Below are 20,886 nucleotides of genomic sequence, written 5' to 3' on the forward strand. Positions count from 1 at the left end.
ATCCTAGCGTGATCTACCGTCGCCGAACTGTCCTCATCGACTGCGCGCACCCGACCATGCGTCGCCCCACTTCCATACGTGGGAGGTGATCAACGCTCGATCAACCGCCTCTACCGAGACTTGACCTGCCGTTCATCCTAGTGGAGCCCTCGCCACCCGCCCCGCGCTCCGACGCCGCGGCACGACGGCGCCCCCCACCTCACCGCGCCCGCACGAAGGCATGTCGCGTTCTGAGCGCCCGATCGATGAGCGCGATGCCGACCTCGTCGCGCAACGTCTCGATGAGGACGACGACGTCGGGGTCGGTGAAGCGCACGTGCGGGCTCTCGCCCCGGCGCTGGAGGGCATCCACGAGGCGCGCGCCGAGCTCGCGCTCGGCGCCGGTCGAGTCGATCGTGCCGCGGTGCCCGCGGCGGCAGATCCGCACGAAGAAGGTGGCACCGAGCAGGCGCTCGACGAAGGGGTCGAGCGCGGCCGTCACGGCGCCGAGGAACCCGGCGGGATCTTCGAGGCGGAGCGTCCGATCGATCGGGATCGCCTTGCCGAGCGCGGCGCGGAGCCGATCCGACGTGGCGTACGTCTCGCCGAGCGTGTCGATGAAGCGCACCGGATCGTCCACCGTCGACACGAGCACGTTCGGGTAGCCACCGCGGCGAAAGCGCGCGAGCCGCATCAGCTCGGCGCGCAACGCGTCGCGCTGCCCCTCGATCGACGTGACGAGCAGGTTCCAGGTCGGAGCGGCGGGAGCGGATCTCACCGTCCGGTGAACCGCGGCGGGCGGCGCTCGGCGAGCGCCGCGGCACCTTCGCGCGCGTCCGCGGTCGGCAGCAGGATGCTCTGGGCGAGCAGCTCCATCGCTTGGAACGTGTGCTTGTCGGTGTGGACGCCGAGGTCGACCAGCCGCTTCGCGAGCCCGACCGCGAGTGGCGCGTTGGCGCCGATCTCGCCGGCGAGCCGCCGTCCCGCGTCGAGGTGGGTGCCGTCGGGAACGACCTCCGTCACGAGCCCGATGCGGAGCGCCTCCGCCGCGGGGATCATGCGGCCGGTCATGATCAGCTCCTTCGCCTTGGCGTAGCCGACGGTCCGCACCAGCCGCGTCGTCCCGCCGACGTCCGGCACGAGGCCGACCCGGACCTCGGGAAGCCCGAGCTCGCAGTCCGCCGTCGCGATCCGGAAATCGCAGGCGAGCGCGACCTCGAGCGCGAGGCCGGGGACGTAGCGATGCATCGCCGCGATGACCGGCTTCTCGACCGCCTCGAGGCGCGTCACGAGCGCCTGCATCTCGCCGACCTGCGATCGGAACGGGATGCGCTCGCCGCCGCCCACGTCGCCCGCGAGCATCGTGAAGTCGACGCCGGCCGAGAAGACCCGCCCTTCGCCGTGGAGCACGATCGCCCGGACGTCGCGATTCCGTTCGGCGTCGCTCACGGCGTCGACGAGGGCGCGCAGGACGTCACGGCTGATCGCGTTGCGCTTCTCGGGGCGATTGAACGCGACCAGCGCGATGCCGCCGTCGGTACGGCTCGTGACCAGGGGAGTCGACATGGTGGGGCATCATGCCGCCCGCGGACGGGTGCGGCAACGCGGCGAGCGGGCGCGCTTCTCCCGCCCCCGGCCGGTTGCTATAAGGCCGCGATCCCCATGCGACCCCTCCTCGTGATCGCCGCGCTCGCGGTGCTGTGCGCCGCGCCCGCCGCCGCCGAAACCTTTCTCTATGCGACGGCCACCTCGAAGCAGCGCGTCGACGTCTTCCAGGTCCTCGCCGACGGCTCGCTGGCCGGGGACCCGGTGAAACAGCGCTCCATGGCCGCCACCAAGCCGAAGCGGCTCATCGCCCGCGGCTGCACGCTCTACGTCGTGGAGGACGACCGGGTCGAGGTCTTCACCGCCGGCGCCGGCGGCTCGCTCACGCGCATCGGCGCGACTCGCAAGGAAGACGGGATGTTCGCGCGCGACATCGCGTTGTCCGAGGACGGCCGCATGTTGTACGTGCCGTTTCGCAAGCAGGGCGGCCTCATCGCCGCCTACCCGCTCGGCCCGGACGGCGCCCCGAACGCCGACCCGATCGTCGAGGACGGCATCACGGCCGGATCGCCGACGAGCTGCACCTACGGTCCCGCGGCGCCCGGCTGGGAGGACGTCGTCGTCGCCAACGACAAGCTCTACGTGAACGTCTCGGGCCACAACCGGACGTTCGTCTACGGGCTCGATGCCGAGGGGCGCATCTTCGGGACGCCCCAGATGGCGGAGGACAACAACGGCGACGGCGACACGACCGACGACGGCGAGAACTTCTGCCCGTTCTGGTCGACGGTGCCGGCCCTGCCGCAACCCTGCCCGATCGAGGGCGTCGCCCGGCCGGCCGACACCTGCCCGCTGTCGCGCCGCACGCAGCTGCCCGGGCCCATCGGCCTGCTGGTCGACGGCACGCACCTCATCACCGCCCCCCGCTTCCAGGATCGCCTGCAGGGATTCACGCTCGACACGGACGGCAACTTCATGCCCTTCGGCGAGGATCCGGCGAAGCCGACCCGAAAGGAGAAGAACAAGGAGAAGCAGCAGCGCCAGAAGGACCGGACGAACGTCATCATCCGCTACCTCGGGCTGACGCTGTACAAGCCCGACACCGGCGGCCGTCCCGTGATCCTGGCCGTCACGTACCAAGGTCGTATCGACACCTTCCGACTCGACGACGATGGCACCCTGCCCAAGAACACGGCCGCGCGGAGCAACCAGAACCGCGCGTCGTCGCCCGTGCGATCGACGGTCCTTCCGCCACGCAACGGTAACGATCCCGTCCTCTACGTCGCTGCGGGTGAGATCAATCGGATCGAGGCCTTTCGCATGAACGCGGGCGGCCTCGTACCAACGGACGCCACGCCGTTCAGCCAGACGAACCCCTTGAAGAATTCGTTTCCGAACGACGTCGTTGTGATCGACACCGACACCTGCCAATAGGCTCTTCCCAGCGCGACGGACCTGACCTAGTGTCGGGTCGTGACGCGCCGGTCGACGATCGCGACGACCCTGATCGTCGTCGCCCTCGCGACGGCGGCGAGCGCGGCGCGCGTGCGACGGCAATCCGAGGAGCTGCTGCAGGTCATCGAGCCCTCGAGCGCGGTTGCGAGCGCGCACCCGTGGGTCAACGTCGTGGTCTCGTTCGGACGGACCAAGAGCGGCGCGCCCGCCGATCCGGCGACGTTCCACGCGCGCATCGGCCGCGACGACGTGACGGCGGCGTTCGAGCCGATCCTCGACGGGGGAACACAGACCGGCGCGCGCGCGGCCCTCTCGAACGTGAAGATCGGACGCCGGCCGCGCAACCGCCTGCGCCTCTCGGTGCGCGCCGTGCGCGTCGCCGATGCGAAGGGGCCGGCGGGCCGCGACATCGACCGATTGAAGTTCGGGGCCGAGGAGGTCCCGGACCAGGCGCCGTCGGCGATGATCGCCGTCAGCGCCCCGGTCGTCGTGCCGGACGATCCGATCACGTTCGACGGGTCCGGGAGCCACGATCCCGACGGCGACGAGATCGAGTACTTGTGGGACTTCGGCGACGGGACGACGTCGACCGAGCGCACGGCGACGCACGCGTTCCCGGCCGGTCTCGACGGCGACGTGGTCGTGACGCTCCAGGTGTCCGACGGCCAGCTCTCGACCACCGCCACGGTCCCCCTGCCCACCGTTCCCGGCGTCGATCCTGGCCGGACCGAAGGGATCCTGCGGGTCGAGGCGGCAGGACAGCTCGAGTTCGGCGCGGTCGCGGTCGGCGCGACCGGCACGCGCACGCTGACCGTCAGCAACGTCGATCCGACGCCGACCAGCCAGGTGAAGATCCGCGCCGCAGCCGCCAACGGGGCGGCGTTCGCGGTCACGCCGTCGGCGCTGATCGCGCTCGACCCCGGCCAGTCGGCGTCCCTCGACGTCACCTTCGCGCCGCCCGCCACGGGGCACCACCACTCGCGCATCGGTCTCGTCGCGTCGGCGACGAATCGCGTGGCGGTGAGCTTCGTCGCACACGGCTACGGGGGCAGCGCACCCGGGAGCGGGCCCACGCTCGTGGCGCTTCCCGTCTACACGGTGTTCCCCGACCTCGGTGGCATCATGCCGGACGGCCGGACGTTCGCCATCGATCCGTCCATCCACGAGTGCGGGCCGACGACGCGCGACGTGTGTCTGGTCGACGGCGATTGCGCCACCCCCGGCGACACCTGCACCGCCAGCACCGCGCCGTACCCGACGAGCGAGCTCTGTGGCGACGGCCAGAGCCTCTTTCTCCTCTCCGACGACGGTACGTTCACCGAAACGAACCCGGACGCCGACACGGAGCGTGGCGTGACGCTGCTGCGGCTCGACCTCGACGGCGCCGGGAACGTCACCGGCCGGGAGATCCTCGACCGCACGACGACCGAAACCGAGCACCTCGTCTGCGACAGCACGCCCGCCGGCCAGGGCGGCCTCGTCTATCTCGCCGAGTTCCGCAACGTCGCCGATTCGGCGAACTGCTTCCGGGACGAGCGCGACGCGCTCGTGCGCGTCAACAAGGGCAACGGCAACACGCAGGTCGTGAGCGGCTTCTCGCGCATCGACGAGGCTGCCGGCGTCGGCGAGTGCGACGATCGCGATCCGGTCGAGCAGCTCGCCACGACGCCGGACGGCATGCGCATGGTGGCCGGGTTCGAGTCGAGCGGCCTGTGGCGCATCCGGCCGACGCCGCTCTTCCTCACCCCCGACGTGAGCGATGCCTTCCAGCTCCATCCCGACGGGAGCGTCCTGTTCGCGCGCGCGCGCGACAGCGGCACCGAGGGGCTGATCGATCTCTATCGGCTCTCCGACGACCAGGTGCAGCACGGCGCCCTCTCGCTCGCGGCGATGACCCCGTGCGCGAGCTTCGCGGTGCCGAACAACGCCCTCGGCGAGGAAATCGGCCGCACCACCATCGTCTCGATCGTCGCCGGACCGACCAGCCTCACCGCACGCGACGGCACCGCGCTCGTGAGCTTCATCTCCGGCGTGCGGCCCGCGCCGAGCGACGTGTTCCCGTTCGGCAACGTGCGCGGCATCGTCGCATTCTCCCTGCCACCCGATGCGACGTCCTGCACGGCAGCCGGAATCGTCGGCCTCGAAGCGTCGCAGCTCGCCCGGTGACGACTTTTGTCCCCTCTGGCGCGCGCGCCCGACCTGCGCCCGAAGGTACTATCGGCCTCCCCGCGGGTGAGCGTCGAAACTTTGTCGTTGCAAAGTACGACGGAGCGCGTACGCTCGACGGCCGAATGGTCCGGATCCTCCTGCTCGCCCTCCTGGGACTCGTGTTGCCTACGGGCGACGCAGGCGCGGCGAAAGCGAAGCTGCTCAAGAACAACCTCCTCACGGTGGTGACGCCGGTGCGTGGCGAGCCCGCCATCGCGCACCCGTTCGTCAACGTCATCGTGCTGTTCGGCAAGCTCTCCGATTTCACGCCGGCCGAGGCGAGCTCGTTCCATGCCCGCGTGGGACGCTCGGACACGACGCCCGACTTCAAGCCCATCTTCAACGACAAAGGGCAGCAGATCGGCGTGCGCGCGACGATCCCGCCCGAGGAAGTGAAGCTCGGCCGCCGGCCGCGCAACCACCTCCGTCTCGCGATCCTCGCCAAGCGTCTCCAGGGCAGCAAGACGGGGCGCATCCGCGACACCGATCGTGTCCGGTTCGCCGCCATCGAGGGCCCGAACACGGCTCCCACCGCGCAAGCGGACGCGGACACCGAGATCATCGTGCCCGGCATCCCGGTGCAGTTCACCGGATCGAAGGGCAGCACCGATCCCGAGCGCGACGACCTCACCTACTTCTGGGACTTCGGCGACGGTACGACGTCGACCGAGGCGGATCCGCAGCACGTCTTCGACGTCCAGACGGGCGACGTGAAGGTCACCCTCACCGTCTCCGACGGCCAGGCGTCGAGCCCGCCCTCCGAGCTCGTCCTCCAGGCCATTCCCGAGCTCGATCCCGGCAAGACGGCGGGCGTGCTCCGCGTCGAGAGTGCCGGCGTCCTCGAGTTCGGAGCGGTGGCGCCGTCGGCGAGCGGCTCGCGGACCATCACGGTGAAGAACACCGACGAGACCGACACCAGCCAGGTGAAGATCGAGCTCGCGAGCATCGATCCGCAGTTCCAGCTCTCCGAGACGAGCGTCAGCCTGGGTCCGGGCCAGACGCGTGACCTCACCCTCACGTTCACACCGTCGGGGTCCGGCCATCAGGACTCGCGCGTGAGCCTCGTCGCCGCCGCCTCCAATCGACAGGCGGTGAGCTTCCTCGCGCACGGCTACGGCGGCAGCGCGCCGGGCAACGGCCCGACGCTCGCCGCCGATCCCGTCTTCTTCACCGAGATCGCGGCCGGGCTCCTCGGGCTCGGCACGTTCGGCTACATGCCCGACGGCACCCGGTTCTTCGCCGACAACGGCGTCCACACCTGCGTCGTGCCTGGCAACGGCCTCGGCACCGGGGACTTCTGCGTGAAGGATCAGGACTGCGCGGCGGTCGGCGGCTCGTGCTCCGCGACGTCCACCTGTCCGTCGGGAATGAACGTGGGTCAGCCGTGCGCGATGCCGGCGGATTGCCCGGGCAGCTTCTGTCCGGCGTACACCCTCTTCGATCCGGTCGACCTGTGCAGCGACGGGCAGAGCCTCTACCTCATCTCCGACGAGGGGACGTTCACCGAGCCCGATCCGTCGGCCGAGACCGAGCGGGCCGTCACGGTCATGCGGATGGATCTCGACGCGAACGGCGGCGTCACGCACAAGGAGATCCTCGACCGGACCACGACAGAGACCGGCCACATCGCGTGCGACGGCTTCCCGGCCGGTCAGGGCGGGCAGCTCTACGTGCCCGAGTTCCACAACGTGCCCGACATGGGGAACTGCTTCCGCTCCGAGCGGGAGGCGCTCATCAAGATCAACAAGAACAGCGGCAGCACGCAGGTCGTGACCACGCGGATCGACGCGCTCGAGGGTCTCGGCGACTGCGACGACCTCGATCCCGTGCAGCAGCTCGAGATCACCCCCGACGGCGCCAGGACGTTCGCGGCCTTCGAGTCCGGCGGGCTGTGGCAGATCCGGCCGACGTCGATCTTCTTCTCGCCCGACATCACCGACACGTTCCAGATCCATCCGGACGGGAGCGTGCTGTTCGCCGCCGGAACCGACAGCGGATCCACCGGCCTCGTGAACCTCTACCGCATCACCGCCCAGGAGGTGGAGCACGGTGCCCTGCCGTTCTCGGCCCTGACGCCGTGCGCGAGCTTCCAGGTGCCGAACAACGGCGGGCGGACGGTCGTGGTGGGCTTCGCCTCCGACCGCTCGGCGGTGGGATCGCAGACGGCGACCGGCCTCGTCAGCTTCGTCGCCTCGGCGTCGGGCCTGGGCGACGTCGTCTCGTCGTCGCTCCTAGTGCGCGGCACGGTTGCTTTCTCGGCACCGCCGAACACCACGACTTGCTCGGTCACCGGGCTCGTCAACCTCGAAGCGCTCGAGCTCGCATTCTGAGCCCCTGCATGGCGGGGCCTTGCACCGCGACGCGGCGTCGCCTCACATGAAGTCGCCGCTCATGAGAACGTAGCCGGCGGGCGGGGCCGTCCCGCCGCCCCGCACCATGTAGTGGCACGCGCGGAAGAGGCGGAAGCCGAGCTCGAGCAAGCCGTCGACCAGCCGGCGATCGGTCGCGCCGACCATCGTGCGCAGCACCCCCACCCGCAGCGACGGCTCGGCCGCGAGCCGCGAGAGCATCGCGAGCACCAGCTGTGGGTCGTCGGCGGCGGCCGATCCGAGGTACCCGAACCCGCCCAGGGCGTAGCCCGCGAGCGCCTCGCCCCGCTCCGCCACCACGCCGCGGCCCGCGCGCAGGTAGCGCTCGACGTCCTGCGCGCGCGACGTGCCGAAGCCGCGCGCGTCGCGCGCGACGATGCGGGCCTGATCGTCGGCGACGGCCGGCCGCACCTGGGTGCCCTCCGGGACCGCGGTCGCCTGGACGTCTCGACTTTCGGCGAGCGTGAGCTCGAGCAGCGGCGCCACCACGCGAAACCCGGCGCCGAGGTAGAGCGCGAGCGAGTGGACGTTGAAGCTCTCGTGCACGAGGCGCACTTGCGCCGCACGGGCCGCGGCTTCGAGGCAACGCGCGAGCAGCGCGCGACCGACGCCGCGGCTCTGTGACGCCGGCTCGACCGCGATCGGGCCGACGGTCGCGATCGGCCCGCGCACGTGCACCCACGCGTGACCGACGATGCGCTCACCCTCGGTGGCGACGAAGCCACCCAGCGGATCGGCGAGGAGCAGGCGGCGCACGTAGTCGCGACTGTCGCGGACCGCGCCCACGACCGGCGGCAGGCCGTGACGCAGCGCCACGTCGTGGAATGCGGCGAAGTCCGCTTCCGCGACCGCGTCGACGTCGGTGCTGACGAGCGGCCGGATGGTCACGGCTCAGTCCCTCGCGGGCGGCTCGGCGACGAAGAGGAGGCCGCGCGGGCGCGCCGGCCCGGTCGCACCGTGCGGCCACTTCGTGCGGTTGAAATCGATGCCGACCTCGTCCGTGTTCTCGTCCGTGAACGAGCCGTCGACCCGCAGCTCGCCAGTCTCGTCGTCGAGACGCAGCATGTAGACGCGGTGATCCCCGTCGCGACGCGCGGTCGGCACGTCGATCGTGTAGTCGGCCACCGCGACCCGGCCGCCGTCGCTCGCCATGGCGAGCGCCGACGGTCCCCCGGCGCGCGGCCGGCTGCTCTTGTCCGACCCCGGATCGCGATCGAGGCGCACGGTCGACGCGAGCCGCGGCGAGAACGGGCTCGTGAGATCGAGCGAGACGACCTGGTGCTTGCCCGCGAGCGCCGTCACGTAGAAGTGCTCGTTCGGCGAGACCGCCGCGCCGCTGGGATAGCTGCCCGCGCCGAAGTCGAACGCGAGGCGGAACGCCGAGTCGGCCATCCCGAGCGAGTCCGAGACGTAGAGGGCGCCGCCCTCGTACGTGTCCACGTACACGTAGGGACGCTTCCGCATGGCGCGCGGCACCGCGGGACCCAGGTTCTCCTCGCCGCGCGGTCCGGCCTCGAGCACGACCGTGCTCTTCAGCTTCAGCTCGGGGACCTTCCAGGTCTGCACCGTGATCCCGGGCACCAGCTCTCCACGCGCCGAGGCGGCAAAGCCGTGCGCCTGACTGGTGGTGACCAGCAACTTCAGCGACGGCGCGATCGTCGCGCCGGTCGGAGCGACGACGTAGCCGCGCGATTCGTCGCTGCCGGCCGAGACCTCGCGCATGACGCGCCCGCTCGCGTCGAGCTCGACGAGGCCGCCGGGCGCCCCCGTGACCTCGCGCGGCAGTCCGATGTGATGCGCCCGATCGGGGCAGGCGACCGCGACCCGCCCGTTCGAGAGCGACACGATGGCCCGCGGCGCCCAGTAGCGGCGACTGGTGAGGTCGGTCGTCCCGACCAGCTTCGGCCCCGTGGGATCGCGGAGGTCGAAGGTGAAGACGCGGTTCGTGAGCGTGCCGCTCGCGAACACGCGGCCGTCGTAGCGGAACGTCTCGTTCAGGTCCTGCGGCTCGTTGCCGGTCGATCGCACCGGGACCGTCGCGAGCACGTGGCCATACTTCCAGGACGACGGGTTGGCTGCGATCACCGCCAGGAAGTCGCTGTCCTTGCGATCGGCGTCGCCCGCCCAGACGACCAGGTAGGGCTCGAACGGCGCCTCGTCGGGACCCCGGCGACACGCGCCGACCACGGCGAGGAGCGCGATCGCGCCGAGCCGCCGCCACGTCTTCCCCGCCCGCATGGGGCGCCTCTCTACAATCCGTCCCGGCGCCTGTCTAATGATACATCTCGACGAGCTCGATGATCCCGAGCCGCCGGGCACCGTCGAAGAGACGTGACTTCACCTCATCGACGGTCGAGAGCGAGAGAACGTCGCGCGTGAGCGCCTGCACCTCGCGGAAGGAGACCGAGCGGACGATGCGCTTCACGACCGGGATGTAGAGCGGCTGCATCGAGAGGTCGTCGAGGCCGAGGCCGAGCAGCATGAGCGTGCAGAGCGGGTTCGACGCCATCTCGCCGCACATGCCGACCCACTTCCCGGCGCCCCGCGCGGCCTGCACGGTGTCGTCGATGGCCGACAGGACGGCCGGATGCAGCTCCTCGTAGAGCTCGGCCACCTTGTGGTTGTTGCGGTCGACGGCGAGCAGGTACTGGATCAGGTCGTTGGTGCCGATCGAGAAGAAGTCGACCTCGCGAATCAGGTGCGACGCGAGCGCGACGGCCGACGGCACCTCGACCATCATGCCGACCGGCATCGCGGCGTCGAACTCGCAGCCCGCCTGTCGCAGCTCGTCCTTCGCCTCCTCGAGCAGCTCCTTCGCGCGGCGGATCTGCGTCACGCTCGAGATCATCGGGAAGAGGAGGCGCACCCGCCCGAGCGCACCCGCCCGCAGGATCGCGCGGAGCTGCGTCTTGAACACCTCCGGCAGCTCGAGCGAGATGCGGATCGATCGCCAGCCGAGGAACGGGTTGTCCTCGCGCGTGAACTTCAAATAGCTGGGATACTTGTCGGCGCCGATGTCGAGCGTGCGAATGGTCACCGGCTGCCCTTCCATGCCGCGCACGACGCGTGCGTACACCTTGTACTGCTCGTCCTCGGTCGGGAAGTCGCGGTAGGTGAGGAACGGGAACTCGGTGCGATAGAGCCCGACGCCGTCGGCGCCGTGCCGGTGGACGAGCGGCAGGTCGGCGATGAGGCCGATGTTGGCGTAGAGGTTCACGCGCCGGCCGTCACCCGTCTCGGCAGGCAGGCTGCGCATGGCGTCCAGCTCGCGGTTGAAGGCCCGGTAGCCGCGGTCGAGGCGCTCGTACTCGCGCGCCACCTCGGGCGTCGGGTTCACGAACACCGCGCCGGAGTTCCCGTCGACGATGACGGCGTCCCCCTCGTGCACGAGGTCGCGCGCCTGCTCGGCGCCGACCACCGTCGGGATCTCGAAGGACTTGGCGAGGATCGTCGCGTGCGACGTGACGCCGCCCGTCGCCATGACGATGCCCTTCAGGTGCGCGTGATCGATGAGAGAGAGGTCGGACACCGAGAGCTCGTCGGCGATGAGCACGGTATCGCGCTCGAGCGCGCGCTCGGCTTCGTCGATGCCGAGGAGGTTGCGCAGCAGGCGGAGGCCCACGTCTTTCACGTCTGTCGCGCGCTCGCGGAGGTAGGCGTCCGACATCGCGCTGAACGTCTCGACGTATTCGTCGACCACGCGCTTGAGCGCGCTCTCCGCGCCGAGGCCGTCCTCGATGTGGCCCTCGACCTTGTCGAGGAAGCCGCGATCCTCGAGCATCATCCGGTAGGCTTCGATGATGCCGCTGTCGAACTCGGGCAGGCGGCTCTCGAGCCGGGCCTTCAGCGTCTTCACCTCGGCGACCGACGCGGCGACGGCGCGCGCGAACCGCTTCCGCTCGGCCGCGACGCCCTCGCCCGCCTGATCGACGACGACGTTGAAGCTGACCGGCGGCTGGATGAGATGGGCACGCCCGCCGCCGTAGCCCGGCGCCGCCGGGAGCCCGTCCAGGCGCGCGTGCTTCTGGCGGCGGCGCTCGATCCGCTCCGAGTCGCCGATCGTCTTGTGGAGCGCCTGCAGGCGCTTCATGGCCGCGACCATGCGCTGGCGGAACGCCCGCTGCTCCTGCTCCTTGCTCCGCAGGTCCTCGACCAGCCGCGCCTGCACCACCGCCTGGCTCACCGAGGTGGCGATCGTGCGCAGGAGCTCCATCTCGCGCGTGGTGAACTTCCGCCGGCGGAGCGTCTGCACGACGAGCACGCCGAGGGGCTTGCCGCCGTCGACCAGCGGTACGCCGACGTACGAATGGAAGCGGTCCTCGCCGGTCTCCGGGAAGTACTTGAAGCGCGGATGGGCGAACGCGTCCACCACCATCACCGGCTCGAGCTTCTCGAGCGTCATGCCGGTGAGGCCCTCGCCCAGGGCCATCGTCACCTTGCCGACGGCGCTGCGCTCGAGGCCCGTCGTGGCCGCCAGCGTCAGGACCTGCGTCCGCTCGTCGAAGAGGTAGATCGAGCAGACGTCCGTTTCGGTCCGCTCGGCGATCAGCTCGACGAAGCGCTGGAGCCGGTCCTGGAGGTCCTCGGTGTCGGCGCTGATCGCCGTCACGTCCGCGAGGACACGGAACCCGTGCGAGCCGCGAGGCTTGGCGGCGGCCTTCGCCTTCTTGGCCCCCTCGCCGGCGGCCTTGCGAGCATCCGGCTTCATCGCCCGCCGAGCTTAGCGGGAGTCCGCGCCAGCCACAATGACGTATCGTCGGCGCGATCGGGCCAGCTTGCTGGCAGCGTCGACTCAGTAGAAGGAGCGCACCGCCGCCACCACGGCGTCGATCTGGGCCGGTGTCAGCTCCGGATAGACCGGCAGCGCCAGGACCTCGCGCGCGGCGCGCTCCGTCTCGTCGAGCGGTACCGGCGTGACGCATCGCGGGGCGATCGGCGGCTGCAGATGGAGCGGCACCGGGTAGTACACCTGAGCGCCGACGCCTGCGTCGCGGAGGTGGGCGAGGAGCCCGTCGCGCCGCCGCGCGCGCACGACGTACTGATGCACGACGTGGTCCTCACCGGCCGCGCCCGGCAGGACGATCGGCGCGTCGGGCACGCCCGCGACGCCGGCGGCGCGGAGCCGCTCGTCGTATGCGGCGGCGATCGCACGGCGGCGCGCGTTCCAGGCATCAAGGTGCGGGAGCTTCGCCTCCAGCACCACGGCCTGCACGGCGTCGAGGCGCGAGCAGAGCCCCAGGCTCTCGTGGCGGTAGCGATCGACCTGGCCCTGATGGCGGTCGCGGCGGACGAACGTGGCGATCGCCTCGTCGTCCGTCAGCACCATGCCGCCGTCGCCGAGCGCCCCCAGGTTCTTGGTCGGGTAGAACGACAGGCACCCCGCGCGCGCGAAGGTCCCTGCCATCCGCCCGGCGCGCCGGGCGCCGACCGCCTGGGCCGCGTCCTCCACCACCCACAGGCCGTGGCGTTCGGCCACGGCGCCGATGGCGTCCAGCGGGGCGAGGCGGCCGTAGAGATGGACCGGGACGATGCCGACGACGCGCTCGGGCGCCGCCGCGATGGCGGCCGCGACCGACACCGGGGAGAGGTTGAACGTCTGCGGGTCGATGTCCGCGAACAGCGGACGTGCCCCGAGCCGGACGATGGTGCTGCCGGTCGCGAAGAACGTGAACGCGGTCGTGACCACCAGCGTTCCCGGGCCGACGCCGAGGGACGCGAGCACCAGCAGCAACGCGTCGGTCCCCGATCCGACGCCGATCGCGTGGGTCACTCGACAGTAGGCGGCCATCGCCGCTTCGAAGCGCTCGACGTGGGGCCCGAGTATGCACTGCTGATCGGCGAGCACCCGCTCCACGGCCTCGCGCAGCGAGGGGCCGAGCGTACGCGCCTGCGCGACGAGATCGAGCGGAGGAACTCTGACCACCGGCTGCTCCCGAGCGCGCACTCGTAGCGACTCGCCGACCCAAAGTCGACCGTCCTTGCCGGGGTACGGCCGAGCCGGTAACGTGCCGAGCACAACGATGGCGCGCAAAGCCCGGCCAACTGGGGTCTTCGGGCGGATCGTGCGGTGGAGCGTGGTGGCGGGGCTGCTCGCCGGCGGCGTGGCTGCCGTCATCCTCTACAACGAGCTCACCTCCGACCTTCCGCCCGTCGACCAGCTCCTGCGGTATCAGCCGCCGACGGCGACGCGCGTGTTCGCCGACGACGACACGCTCATCGGCGAGTTCTACGTCGAGCGCCGCTACCTGGTGCCACTCGCGCGCGTGCCCATGCACGTGCGGCTCGCGTTCCTCGCCGCCGAGGACGCGGACTTCTACCGCCATCGCGGCATCGACCCGGTCAGCATCGCCCGCGCGTTCGTGAACAACGTCGCCTCGAAGGGCGTGAAGCAAGGTGGCAGCACGATCACGCAGCAGGTCGTGAAGGCGCTCCTGCTCACGCCCGAGCGCACCATCCGTCGCAAGATCCGCGAGGCCGTCCTGGCGCTGCGCCTCGAGACGAAGCTCAGCAAGGACGACATCCTCTACCTCTACCTGAACCAGATCTACCTCGGGCATGGGGCGTACGGGATCGCGGCGGCGGCGCGCACGTACTTCGACGTCGACGTCGAGGACCTCACCGTCGCGCAAGCGGCGATGCTGGCGGGCCTCCCGCAGAAGCCGAGCGACTACGATCCGTTCCGCCAGCCGAAGAAGGCGCTCGCGCGACAGCACTACGTGCTCGAGCGCATGCTCGCCGAGGGCTTCGTCAACAAGGAGCAGTACACGGTGGCGCTCGACGAGCAGCTCCGTCTGGCCTCGGGGCAAGCGGGCGGCTCCTACCTCGCCGCGCCCTGGTACGTCGAGCACGTGCGCCGGCTCCTGGAAGATCGCTACGGACCGGCCGCGGCGCAGCTGGGCCTCCGCGTGCACACCGCCGTCGATCTCCACCAGCAGGAAGCCGCGGAGAAGGCGCTGCAGGAGGGCCTCCGTGCGCTCGACGCGCGACAGGGGTTCCGCGGTCCGGTGACGCATCTCGAGCCCAAAGAGATCGCCGGCTACTTGAAGAAGCAGGCGGCGAACCGCTCGGCCGACGATGCGCGGCGCAACGCCGTCGTCCTGGCGGTGCGTCCGGATCGCCTCGAGGTCCGCACGCCGTGGGAGACCGGCGTCGTTCCGGCCACCGCCATGGCGTGGAACAAGACGCGCCTGTCGCCGTCGACGTTCCGTGTCGGCGACGTGGTCTCGGTGACGCTCGGCGATCCGACACCGGCCGGGACGCCTGCCCGGTTCGCTCTCGATCAGGACCCGCAGGTCGAGGGCGCGCTGATCTCGATCGATCCCTACACGGGTCAGGTGAAGGCGATGGTGGGCGGCTACAGCTTCGGCCGCAGCCACTTCAATCGCGCCGTGCAGGCCCGCCGCCAGCCCGGCTCGTCGTTCAAGCCCTTCATCTACGCCGCGGCGATGGAGCACGGCTTCACGCCCGCGTCGGTCGTGCTCGACGGCCCCATCACGTTCTCGTTCGGCAACCAGACGTGGTCGCCGCACAACTTCAAGGACAAGTACTACGGCCCGACCCGCTTGCGCTGGGCGCTCACGCGCTCGCTCAACACGGTGACCGTGCGGCTCGTCGACAAGATGGGGATCGACTACACGCGTCGCTACCTGCAGCGCTTCGGGTTCGAGCAACCGCTGCCGCGCAACCTCTCGATCGCACTCGGCTCGGCCGAGGTGACGCCGCTCGAGATGGTGCGAGCCTACGGCGTGTTCGCGACCCTCGGCAAGCGTTTCGAGCCGATCTTCATCACGGGCGTGACCGACGCCGACGGCAACCCGATCGACTTCGGCGGTACGCGCCCGCACTTCGAGCGCGTGATGGAGCCCTCCACCGCGTACGTCGTGACGAACCTCATGGAGTCCGTCGTGCAGAAGGGTACCGGTCAGAAGGCGAAGGAGCTCGAGCGTCCGGTCGCCGGCAAGACCGGCACGACGAACGACACACACGATGCGTGGTTCGTCGGCTTCACGCCCGACCTCCTGGCGGGGGTCTGGGTCGGCTTCGACTCCGAGCGCTCGCTCGGCTCCCACGAGACGGGCGGCGTCGCGGCGTGCCCCATCTGGACCGCGTTCATGAAGGAGGCGCTCGCCGATCGGCCGGTCATCGACTTCGACGTGCCGAACGGCGTCGCGATGGTCCAGATCGATCCCGACACCGGGCTCCGCGCCGTGCCCGGCGGACCGTCGTTCCTCGAGGTCTTCATCGCCGGCACGGAGCCGTCGGAATACACGCACGTCGCGGCCCCCGAGGAGGAGGGCGAGGCCCCGCCGCCCGTGCCGACCGACGTCAGCAACGATCCCGGCGCCGACTGACGGGCCAAAAACCCCTTGACGTCGCCGTGCGGCGCGCCCACAGTCGGGGCGTGATGCTCGCGGCGATCCACCGGTCGCCGATCCGCCGCAGCCGCGGGCCACGCGCTGCGATCCTGGCGACCGCGCTCCTGCTCTCGCTCCACTGCTCGCCCGCGCTCGGCGCGGGCATGGGTGGTGGTGGCGGACATGGAGGAGGAGGAGGAGGCGGCGGCGGCGGCGGAGGTGGCGGATTCGGCGGCGGTTACGCGGGGGGTGGCGGCTTCGGCGGCGTCGGCGGCGGCATGGTCGGCGGGCACGGCGGTGGCGGCACGATGGGCGCTCCCGGCGGCGGCATGATGGGCGCACCGGGCGGCGGCGGCATGGTCGGCGGACGCGGCGGTATGGTCGGCGGCGGCGCCGGCATGGGCGGTCGTGGAAGCGTCGGGCGCGGCCCCGTCGGCAGCGGCTTCCGCGGACCGGGGCGCGTACCTCCCGGCGGCTGGGCCGGCGGCGGCTGGAACGGTCGCTGGGCAGGCAACCACTTCCACCACGGCCCGAACTGCTTCCACGGCGGCGGCTGGAGCAACGTCGTGATCTACGGCGCGCCCTTCTATCCCTACTACCCCTCCTACTACGACGATCCCTACTGCAACCCGTTCTCCCCCTACTACAACCCCCGCATCTGCTACGACGAGTACGACTACGACGAATGACGCTCGCCGCGCGTCGCCTCTTCGCTACGCGCGTGCCAAGCGTTGCCGCCGGCTTCGCCGGGCTTCGCCGGCCGCGGCATGCCGCCCGCGCGTACCACCGACGTCACACAGCACGCGCCCGACCCGAGACGAAGTCGCGGGTCGGCTACACTGTCCAGAACGGTGACTGCGCAGTGCGAACGCGGGTGACGAGCCCGTCGGCGCGGCGCGCGTCGCCGGTGACGAGCGGGTCGGCGCGATCTGCGCCGCGCAGCACGCCGAGCACCGCGGCGACGCCGTCACCGATCGCGCCCAGATCGTAGCCGCCCTCGAGCACGGCGACGATGCGACCGCCCGCGGTCTCGTCGGCCAGGCGGCGGCACGCGCGCGCCATCATCGCAATCCCCGCGGGCGTGAGATCGAGGCCGCCCAGCGGATCCCGTCCGTCGCAGTCGAAGCCGGCCGAGACGAGCACGAAGTCGGGTCGGAACTGCCGCGCGACCGGCAGCACGAGTTCGTCGAAGGCGCGCGACACCTCGCCGTCGCCGAATCCGGCGGGCAGGGGCACGTTGAGGGTCCGCCCCGCCCCCGCCCCCCGTCCGACCTCGGTGGCGGCGCCCGTGCCGGGATAGAACGGATACTGGTGCGTCGAGACGTAGAGGACGCTCGGGTCGTCCTCGAACAGGTGCTGCGTCCCGTTGCCGTGGTGGAGGTCCCAGTCGACGATGGCGACGCGCGCGAGGCCGTGTGCGCGCAGCGTCGCGGCGGCGATCGCGACGTTGTTGAACAAGCAGAAGCCCATCGCCCGTCCGTGCTCGGCGTGATGGCCCGGCGGCCGGACGAACGCGAAGCCGTTGTCGACCTCGCCGGCGACGACGGCGGTGCACAGGTCGACGACGCCACCCACCGCGAGCCGCGCCGCCCCGTACGACTCCGCCGACGTGCTCGTGTCGGCGTCGAAGACGACGCGCGAGTGCCCCGCCGTCGACGCAACCAGCTCCACGTGCCGTGGGTCGTGGACGCGGGCGATCTCGTCCTCGGTGGCGAGGCGCGCGCCGATGCGTCGAAAACCCGCCGCATCCCGCCAACGGTCGTGCAGGACGCGCAGTCGATCGGGGCGTTCTGGGTGACCGCGTCCCGGATCGTGCGCGAGCATGCGGTCGTCGAACATGAGCCCGGTGCCGCCGGCCATCGCGCGCACCATAGCGAGCGTGCGCGCGGATTGACACCCCGGAAGGCATCCCATAGCCTCGAATCGATGTTCGGCATCGGGATGCCCGAGCTGCTCGTGATCCTGGTGGTGGCGCTGGTGGTGCTCGGGCCGAAGCGACTCCCCGACCTCGCACGCACGCTCGGCAAGGCGGTCGCGGAGTTCCGGCGGCAGTCGACCGACATCATGGAGGAGTTCCAGACGCAGATGCGTCTCGAGGACGATGCCGCGCGCCGCGCGAAGACCGCGGCGGCAGCCCGCAGCACCGAGAAGCCCCCCACGACCGAGAGCTAGTCGCGGCGCGCGCGCATGGGTCCCGAGACCGACGTCCGGATGCCGCTCACCGCGCATCTCGAGGAGCTGCGCACCCGCATCATCCGCGCCCTCCTCGCGCTCGCCGTCGGCGGCGGCGTGTGCTGGCTGGTGATCGAGCCGCTCGTCGCGTTCCTGCTCGCGCCGCTGGCCCGCCTGCGTCCCGACCAGTCGCTCGTCATCGGCACGGGGCTGACCGAAGCGTTCTTCACGAAGCTGAAGGTCGCGATGATCGGCGGCCTGTTCCTCGGGAGCCCATTCATCTTCTATCAGGCCTGGCGGTTCGTCGCGCCCGGGCTCTACGACCGCGAGCGGCGCGTGGCCCTTCCGTTCTCGATCGCGGCGTCGATCTTCTTCATCGGCGGCGCCGCGTTCTGCTACTGGCTCGTCTTCCCGGTCGCGTTCGAGTTCTTCCTGAAGGAGTTCTCGTCGATCGGCGTCGCGGCGCAGATCCGCATCAGCGAGTACCTGTCGTTCGCGTCGCGCATGCTGCTCGCCTTCGGCGTCACGTTCGAGCTGCCGGTCGTGACGTTCTTTTTGGCCCGCCTGGGTCTCGTGACGCACCGGACGCTGCTCACCTGGTGGCGCTACGCCGTGGTCACCATCTTCGTCGTCGCGGCGGTCCTGACGCCGGGCCCGGACGTCGCGTCGCAGATGCTGATGGCGACGCCACTCTTGATCCTCTACATCCTCTCGATCGGCGTCGCCTACGTGGTGGCGCGACCGGCGCCGGCGACCGAGACGACCGAGGTCACACCCGGCGAGCCGGCCTAGAGTACGCCGACCCAAGACTTCGTCTTGGGTCGGGGAGAACCGTAGAGTGTGGCGTCAGAGGCACGCGCGACCGGCATGCCGCGGCCGGCCAAGCCGGCGCGGCAGATCGGGGACGCGCGGACGGCGGAACCGGGACGACGTGCCGGCTCCGCTCCACCGCGGGGTTGGAGGCGCGAGCGCTACAGGCGCCCGCCCCTGACGCCGACGCACGCGACCCCTCGCGCGTTGCCCGCCTGCCGCGCCGGCTTGGCCGGCCGCGGCATGCCGGTCGCGCGTGCCACCGAGCGCTCCACTCTCGCGTCCGGTCCCGATCCAAGACGTAGTCTTGGATCGGTTCCTAGAGCTCCGCCAGCGAGCGGATGACGCGGGTCGGCCGGACGCTCGCGCCGGGCGGGAGACCGCTGCCGCCGCGATCGATCCACACGCCGTTCATCCCGAGCCGCAGCGGGCCTGCGACGTCCCATTCGAGGTTGTCGCCGACCATCGTGGCCTCGCCGGGCGTGGCGCCGAGCGCGCCCAGCACGTGGCGGTAGACGGCGGGGTCGGGCTTTCCCGCGCCGAACTCGCCCTCGATCACGATCGCGTCGAACAGGGCCGCCAGCCCGTGGCGCGCGAGCTTCGCGCGCTGCAGGCGCGCGTCGCCGTTGGTGACGCACCCGACGGCGACGCCCCGCGCGCGCAGCGCCGTGAGGCACGGTATCACGTCGGCGAAGAGGGTCGTCGCCGCCTCGCGCCGCACGGCGAAGTCGGATGCGACGGCTGCGGCGAGCGCATCGGACGCGTGCCCCAGGCGACCCAGCGCGATCGCGACGATCTTCGTCCAGGCGCCGAGCATGTCCGTTCGCTCGCGCGCGTGCCGCTCCCGATCGGCCCAGAACCAGCGCCGGACGTCGTGCACCGTGCGCGCGACCGCCGCCACGTCGAGGCCGTGTTGCGCCGCCAGCGCGCACGCGCGGTCCCAGCACGCCTCGACGGCGCCGCTGTAGTCGATGAGCGTGTCGTCGAGGTCGAAGAGGACGGCGCGCGGCACCCGCTCAGCCCGCGGCGTTCGCCTGCGCCATGCCGGAGAAGAACTCGGCCATCATGGGCGGGAGCTGGACGCTCTCGTCCTGGGTCGAATCCGGCAGATGCTCGAACTGCAGAACGCCGATCTTCTCGAAGGCGGCGCGTACCCGCGGCGTGAGGAGCCCGAGCCGCCGCAGGTTCGGCACGATCTTCGAGAACAGGATCTGGCGGAAGCCACCCATGAAGGGCGTCGCCAGCGACCAGGCGACCCACGCGTCGACGTCGAAGCCGATCCGCTCCCAGACCTCGTGCACGAGCAGGCGGTCGCGCATCAGGTGCGCCGCCTCGATGACGAGCTCCTCGCGCGGCCCCGTGGGCAGCAGCGGCAGACGTCCGGGACGTGCGGCGTTCATGTGTCTCCCCCCTCTGGCGTGTCGCTCGTTGCATCATCGGCGAGCAGGTCGCGCAACCCCGGCGGCCGCGCGACCTCCCGGCAACCGGCCTCGCGCGCGAGGGCGGCCACGATCGCACGCGCCTGCACGAGGAAGTCGGGCGCGACCAGCAGCACGAGGAGCGCGGCGTGCCGGTCGAGCGTGCGCGTGACCGCGACGCCCTCGTACGACTCGAGCACGAACTTCACGTACGCGATCTCGCGCCGCGGCACGGACAGAAAGATCGGCTCGACGTCGGCCACCACTTTGTGGGTGCGTACCACACCGCCCCGCGTCCGTTGAACCCCCGGGAGGGCCCGGCTAGAAGGTCGCCGATGAGCCCGCGTGCCCAAACGGAGCTGGACCGCCAGATTGCCGCCTCGCACCGCCGTTTCGCGAAGTCGATGGAGGAGCGCACGGCGACGATGTCCGTGGAGACGAAGGAAGCCTACTTCGCGATCCTCACCAAGCTCGTCGGGAAGCTCGAGGACCCCGACAAGCAGATGCGTGAGATCATGCAGGAGATGATGGCGGAGGCCATGGCCGAAGTGCTCCACATGATCCAGGGCTGAGCCC

18 protein-coding genes are annotated in these 20,886 nt (G+C 71.0%); 8 read left to right on the top strand and 10 right to left on the bottom strand.

Annotated elements, in window-relative coordinates; genetic code table 11:
• Positions 1 to 199: 199 nt before the first annotated feature.
• Together VMS22_21105 and VMS22_21110 are read right to left on the bottom strand one after the other, a co-directional pair.
• A complete protein-coding gene (locus VMS22_21105; protein HXJ36543.1) occupies positions 200 to 757 on the bottom strand; it encodes a THUMP domain-containing protein in 558 nt (185 codons plus the stop codon).
• Complete coding sequence (locus VMS22_21110) at positions 754 to 1,545, bottom strand: enoyl-CoA hydratase/isomerase family protein (GenBank protein ID HXJ36544.1); 792 nt, start codon at positions 1,543 to 1,545, stop codon at positions 754 to 756. The genes VMS22_21105 and VMS22_21110 overlap by 4 nt, the downstream gene beginning before the upstream one ends.
• Positions 1,546 to 1,641: 96 nt before the next feature.
• Here VMS22_21110 and VMS22_21115 point away from each other — a divergent pair, with 96 nt between their 5' ends.
• From VMS22_21115 to VMS22_21125, 3 genes are all read left to right on the top strand, one after another.
• Positions 1,642 to 2,958, top strand: a complete 1,317-nt coding sequence (locus VMS22_21115) for a hypothetical protein (GenBank protein ID HXJ36545.1) — start codon at positions 1,642 to 1,644, stop codon at positions 2,956 to 2,958.
• A gap of 39 nt (positions 2,959 to 2,997) precedes the next feature.
• Positions 2,998 to 5,145, top strand: a complete 2,148-nt coding sequence (locus tag VMS22_21120; protein ID HXJ36546.1) for a PKD domain-containing protein — start codon at positions 2,998 to 3,000, stop codon at positions 5,143 to 5,145.
• Positions 5,146 to 5,270: 125 nt separating this feature from the next.
• Complete coding sequence (locus VMS22_21125; GenBank protein HXJ36547.1) at positions 5,271 to 7,517, top strand: PKD domain-containing protein; 2,247 nt, start codon at positions 5,271 to 5,273, stop codon at positions 7,515 to 7,517.
• A gap of 42 nt (positions 7,518 to 7,559) precedes the next feature.
• Here the strand turns inward: VMS22_21125 and VMS22_21130 are convergent, their stop codons facing one another.
• The 4 genes from VMS22_21130 to VMS22_21145 form a co-directional block, all read right to left on the bottom strand.
• Positions 7,560 to 8,444: a GNAT family N-acetyltransferase gene (locus tag VMS22_21130; protein ID HXJ36548.1), complete on the bottom strand. Its 885-nt coding sequence runs from the start codon at positions 8,442 to 8,444 to the stop codon at positions 7,560 to 7,562.
• Positions 8,445 to 8,447: 3 nt separating this feature from the next.
• Entirely contained in the window at positions 8,448 to 9,794 is a 1,347-nt protein-coding gene (locus tag VMS22_21135) for a hypothetical protein (GenBank protein HXJ36549.1), read from the bottom strand.
• A gap of 34 nt (positions 9,795 to 9,828) precedes the next feature.
• Positions 9,829 to 12,264: a phosphoenolpyruvate--protein phosphotransferase gene (gene ptsP / locus VMS22_21140; GenBank protein ID HXJ36550.1), complete on the bottom strand. Its 2,436-nt coding sequence runs from the start codon at positions 12,262 to 12,264 to the stop codon at positions 9,829 to 9,831.
• 84 nt (positions 12,265 to 12,348) lie between these two features.
• The gene (locus VMS22_21145; protein ID HXJ36551.1) at positions 12,349 to 13,479 is read right to left on the bottom strand and encodes a DegT/DnrJ/EryC1/StrS family aminotransferase; all 1,131 of its coding nucleotides are present in this window, start codon (positions 13,477 to 13,479) and stop codon (positions 12,349 to 12,351) included.
• 97 nt (positions 13,480 to 13,576) lie between these two features.
• On the opposite strand from VMS22_21145, the gene VMS22_21150 reads away from it, so the two are divergent.
• The gene (locus tag VMS22_21150) at positions 13,577 to 15,907 is read left to right on the top strand and encodes a PBP1A family penicillin-binding protein (protein ID HXJ36552.1); all 2,331 of its coding nucleotides are present in this window, start codon (positions 13,577 to 13,579) and stop codon (positions 15,905 to 15,907) included.
• Positions 15,908 to 15,957: 50 nt separating this feature from the next.
• Positions 15,958 to 16,599, top strand: coding sequence for a BA14K family protein (locus VMS22_21155; GenBank protein HXJ36553.1), 642 nt, complete (start codon positions 15,958 to 15,960; stop codon positions 16,597 to 16,599).
• A 145-nt stretch (positions 16,600 to 16,744) separates the two neighbouring features.
• Here VMS22_21155 and VMS22_21160 read toward each other — a convergent pair whose 3' ends face one another.
• Positions 16,745 to 17,770: a histone deacetylase gene (locus VMS22_21160; protein HXJ36554.1), complete on the bottom strand. Its 1,026-nt coding sequence runs from the start codon at positions 17,768 to 17,770 to the stop codon at positions 16,745 to 16,747.
• Between the two features lie 66 nt (positions 17,771 to 17,836).
• Here VMS22_21160 and tatB point away from each other — a divergent pair, with 66 nt between their 5' ends.
• Positions 17,837 to 18,082, top strand: coding sequence for a Sec-independent protein translocase protein TatB (tatB, locus tag VMS22_21165; protein HXJ36555.1), 246 nt, complete (start codon positions 17,837 to 17,839; stop codon positions 18,080 to 18,082).
• 15 nt (positions 18,083 to 18,097) lie between these two features.
• On the top strand, positions 18,098 to 18,874 hold the full coding sequence (tatC, locus tag VMS22_21170; protein HXJ36556.1) for a twin-arginine translocase subunit TatC: 777 nt from the start codon (positions 18,098 to 18,100) through the stop codon (positions 18,872 to 18,874).
• 337 nt (positions 18,875 to 19,211) lie between these two features.
• Here the strand turns inward: tatC and VMS22_21175 are convergent, their stop codons facing one another.
• The 3 genes from VMS22_21175 to VMS22_21185 are packed head-to-tail and all read right to left on the bottom strand — an operon-like array spanning position 19,212 to position 20,594.
• Positions 19,212 to 19,904, bottom strand: a complete 693-nt coding sequence (locus tag VMS22_21175) for an HAD family hydrolase (GenBank protein ID HXJ36557.1) — start codon at positions 19,902 to 19,904, stop codon at positions 19,212 to 19,214.
• A 4-nt stretch (positions 19,905 to 19,908) separates the two neighbouring features.
• A complete protein-coding gene (locus VMS22_21180; GenBank protein HXJ36558.1) occupies positions 19,909 to 20,292 on the bottom strand; it encodes a hypothetical protein in 384 nt (127 codons plus the stop codon).
• Positions 20,289 to 20,594: a DUF4911 domain-containing protein gene (locus VMS22_21185; GenBank protein HXJ36559.1), complete on the bottom strand. Its 306-nt coding sequence runs from the start codon at positions 20,592 to 20,594 to the stop codon at positions 20,289 to 20,291. The genes VMS22_21180 and VMS22_21185 overlap by 4 nt, the downstream gene beginning before the upstream one ends.
• Before the next feature lie 51 nt (positions 20,595 to 20,645).
• Between VMS22_21185 and VMS22_21190 the strand changes: the two genes are divergently transcribed.
• Positions 20,646 to 20,882, top strand: coding sequence for a hypothetical protein (locus VMS22_21190; protein HXJ36560.1), 237 nt, complete (start codon positions 20,646 to 20,648; stop codon positions 20,880 to 20,882).
• Positions 20,883 to 20,886: the final 4 nt, after the last annotated feature.

Source organism: Candidatus Eisenbacteria bacterium (assembly GCA_035577985.1).
Taxonomy (GTDB): Bacteria; Desulfobacterota; Binatia; order DP-6; family DP-6; genus DATJZY01.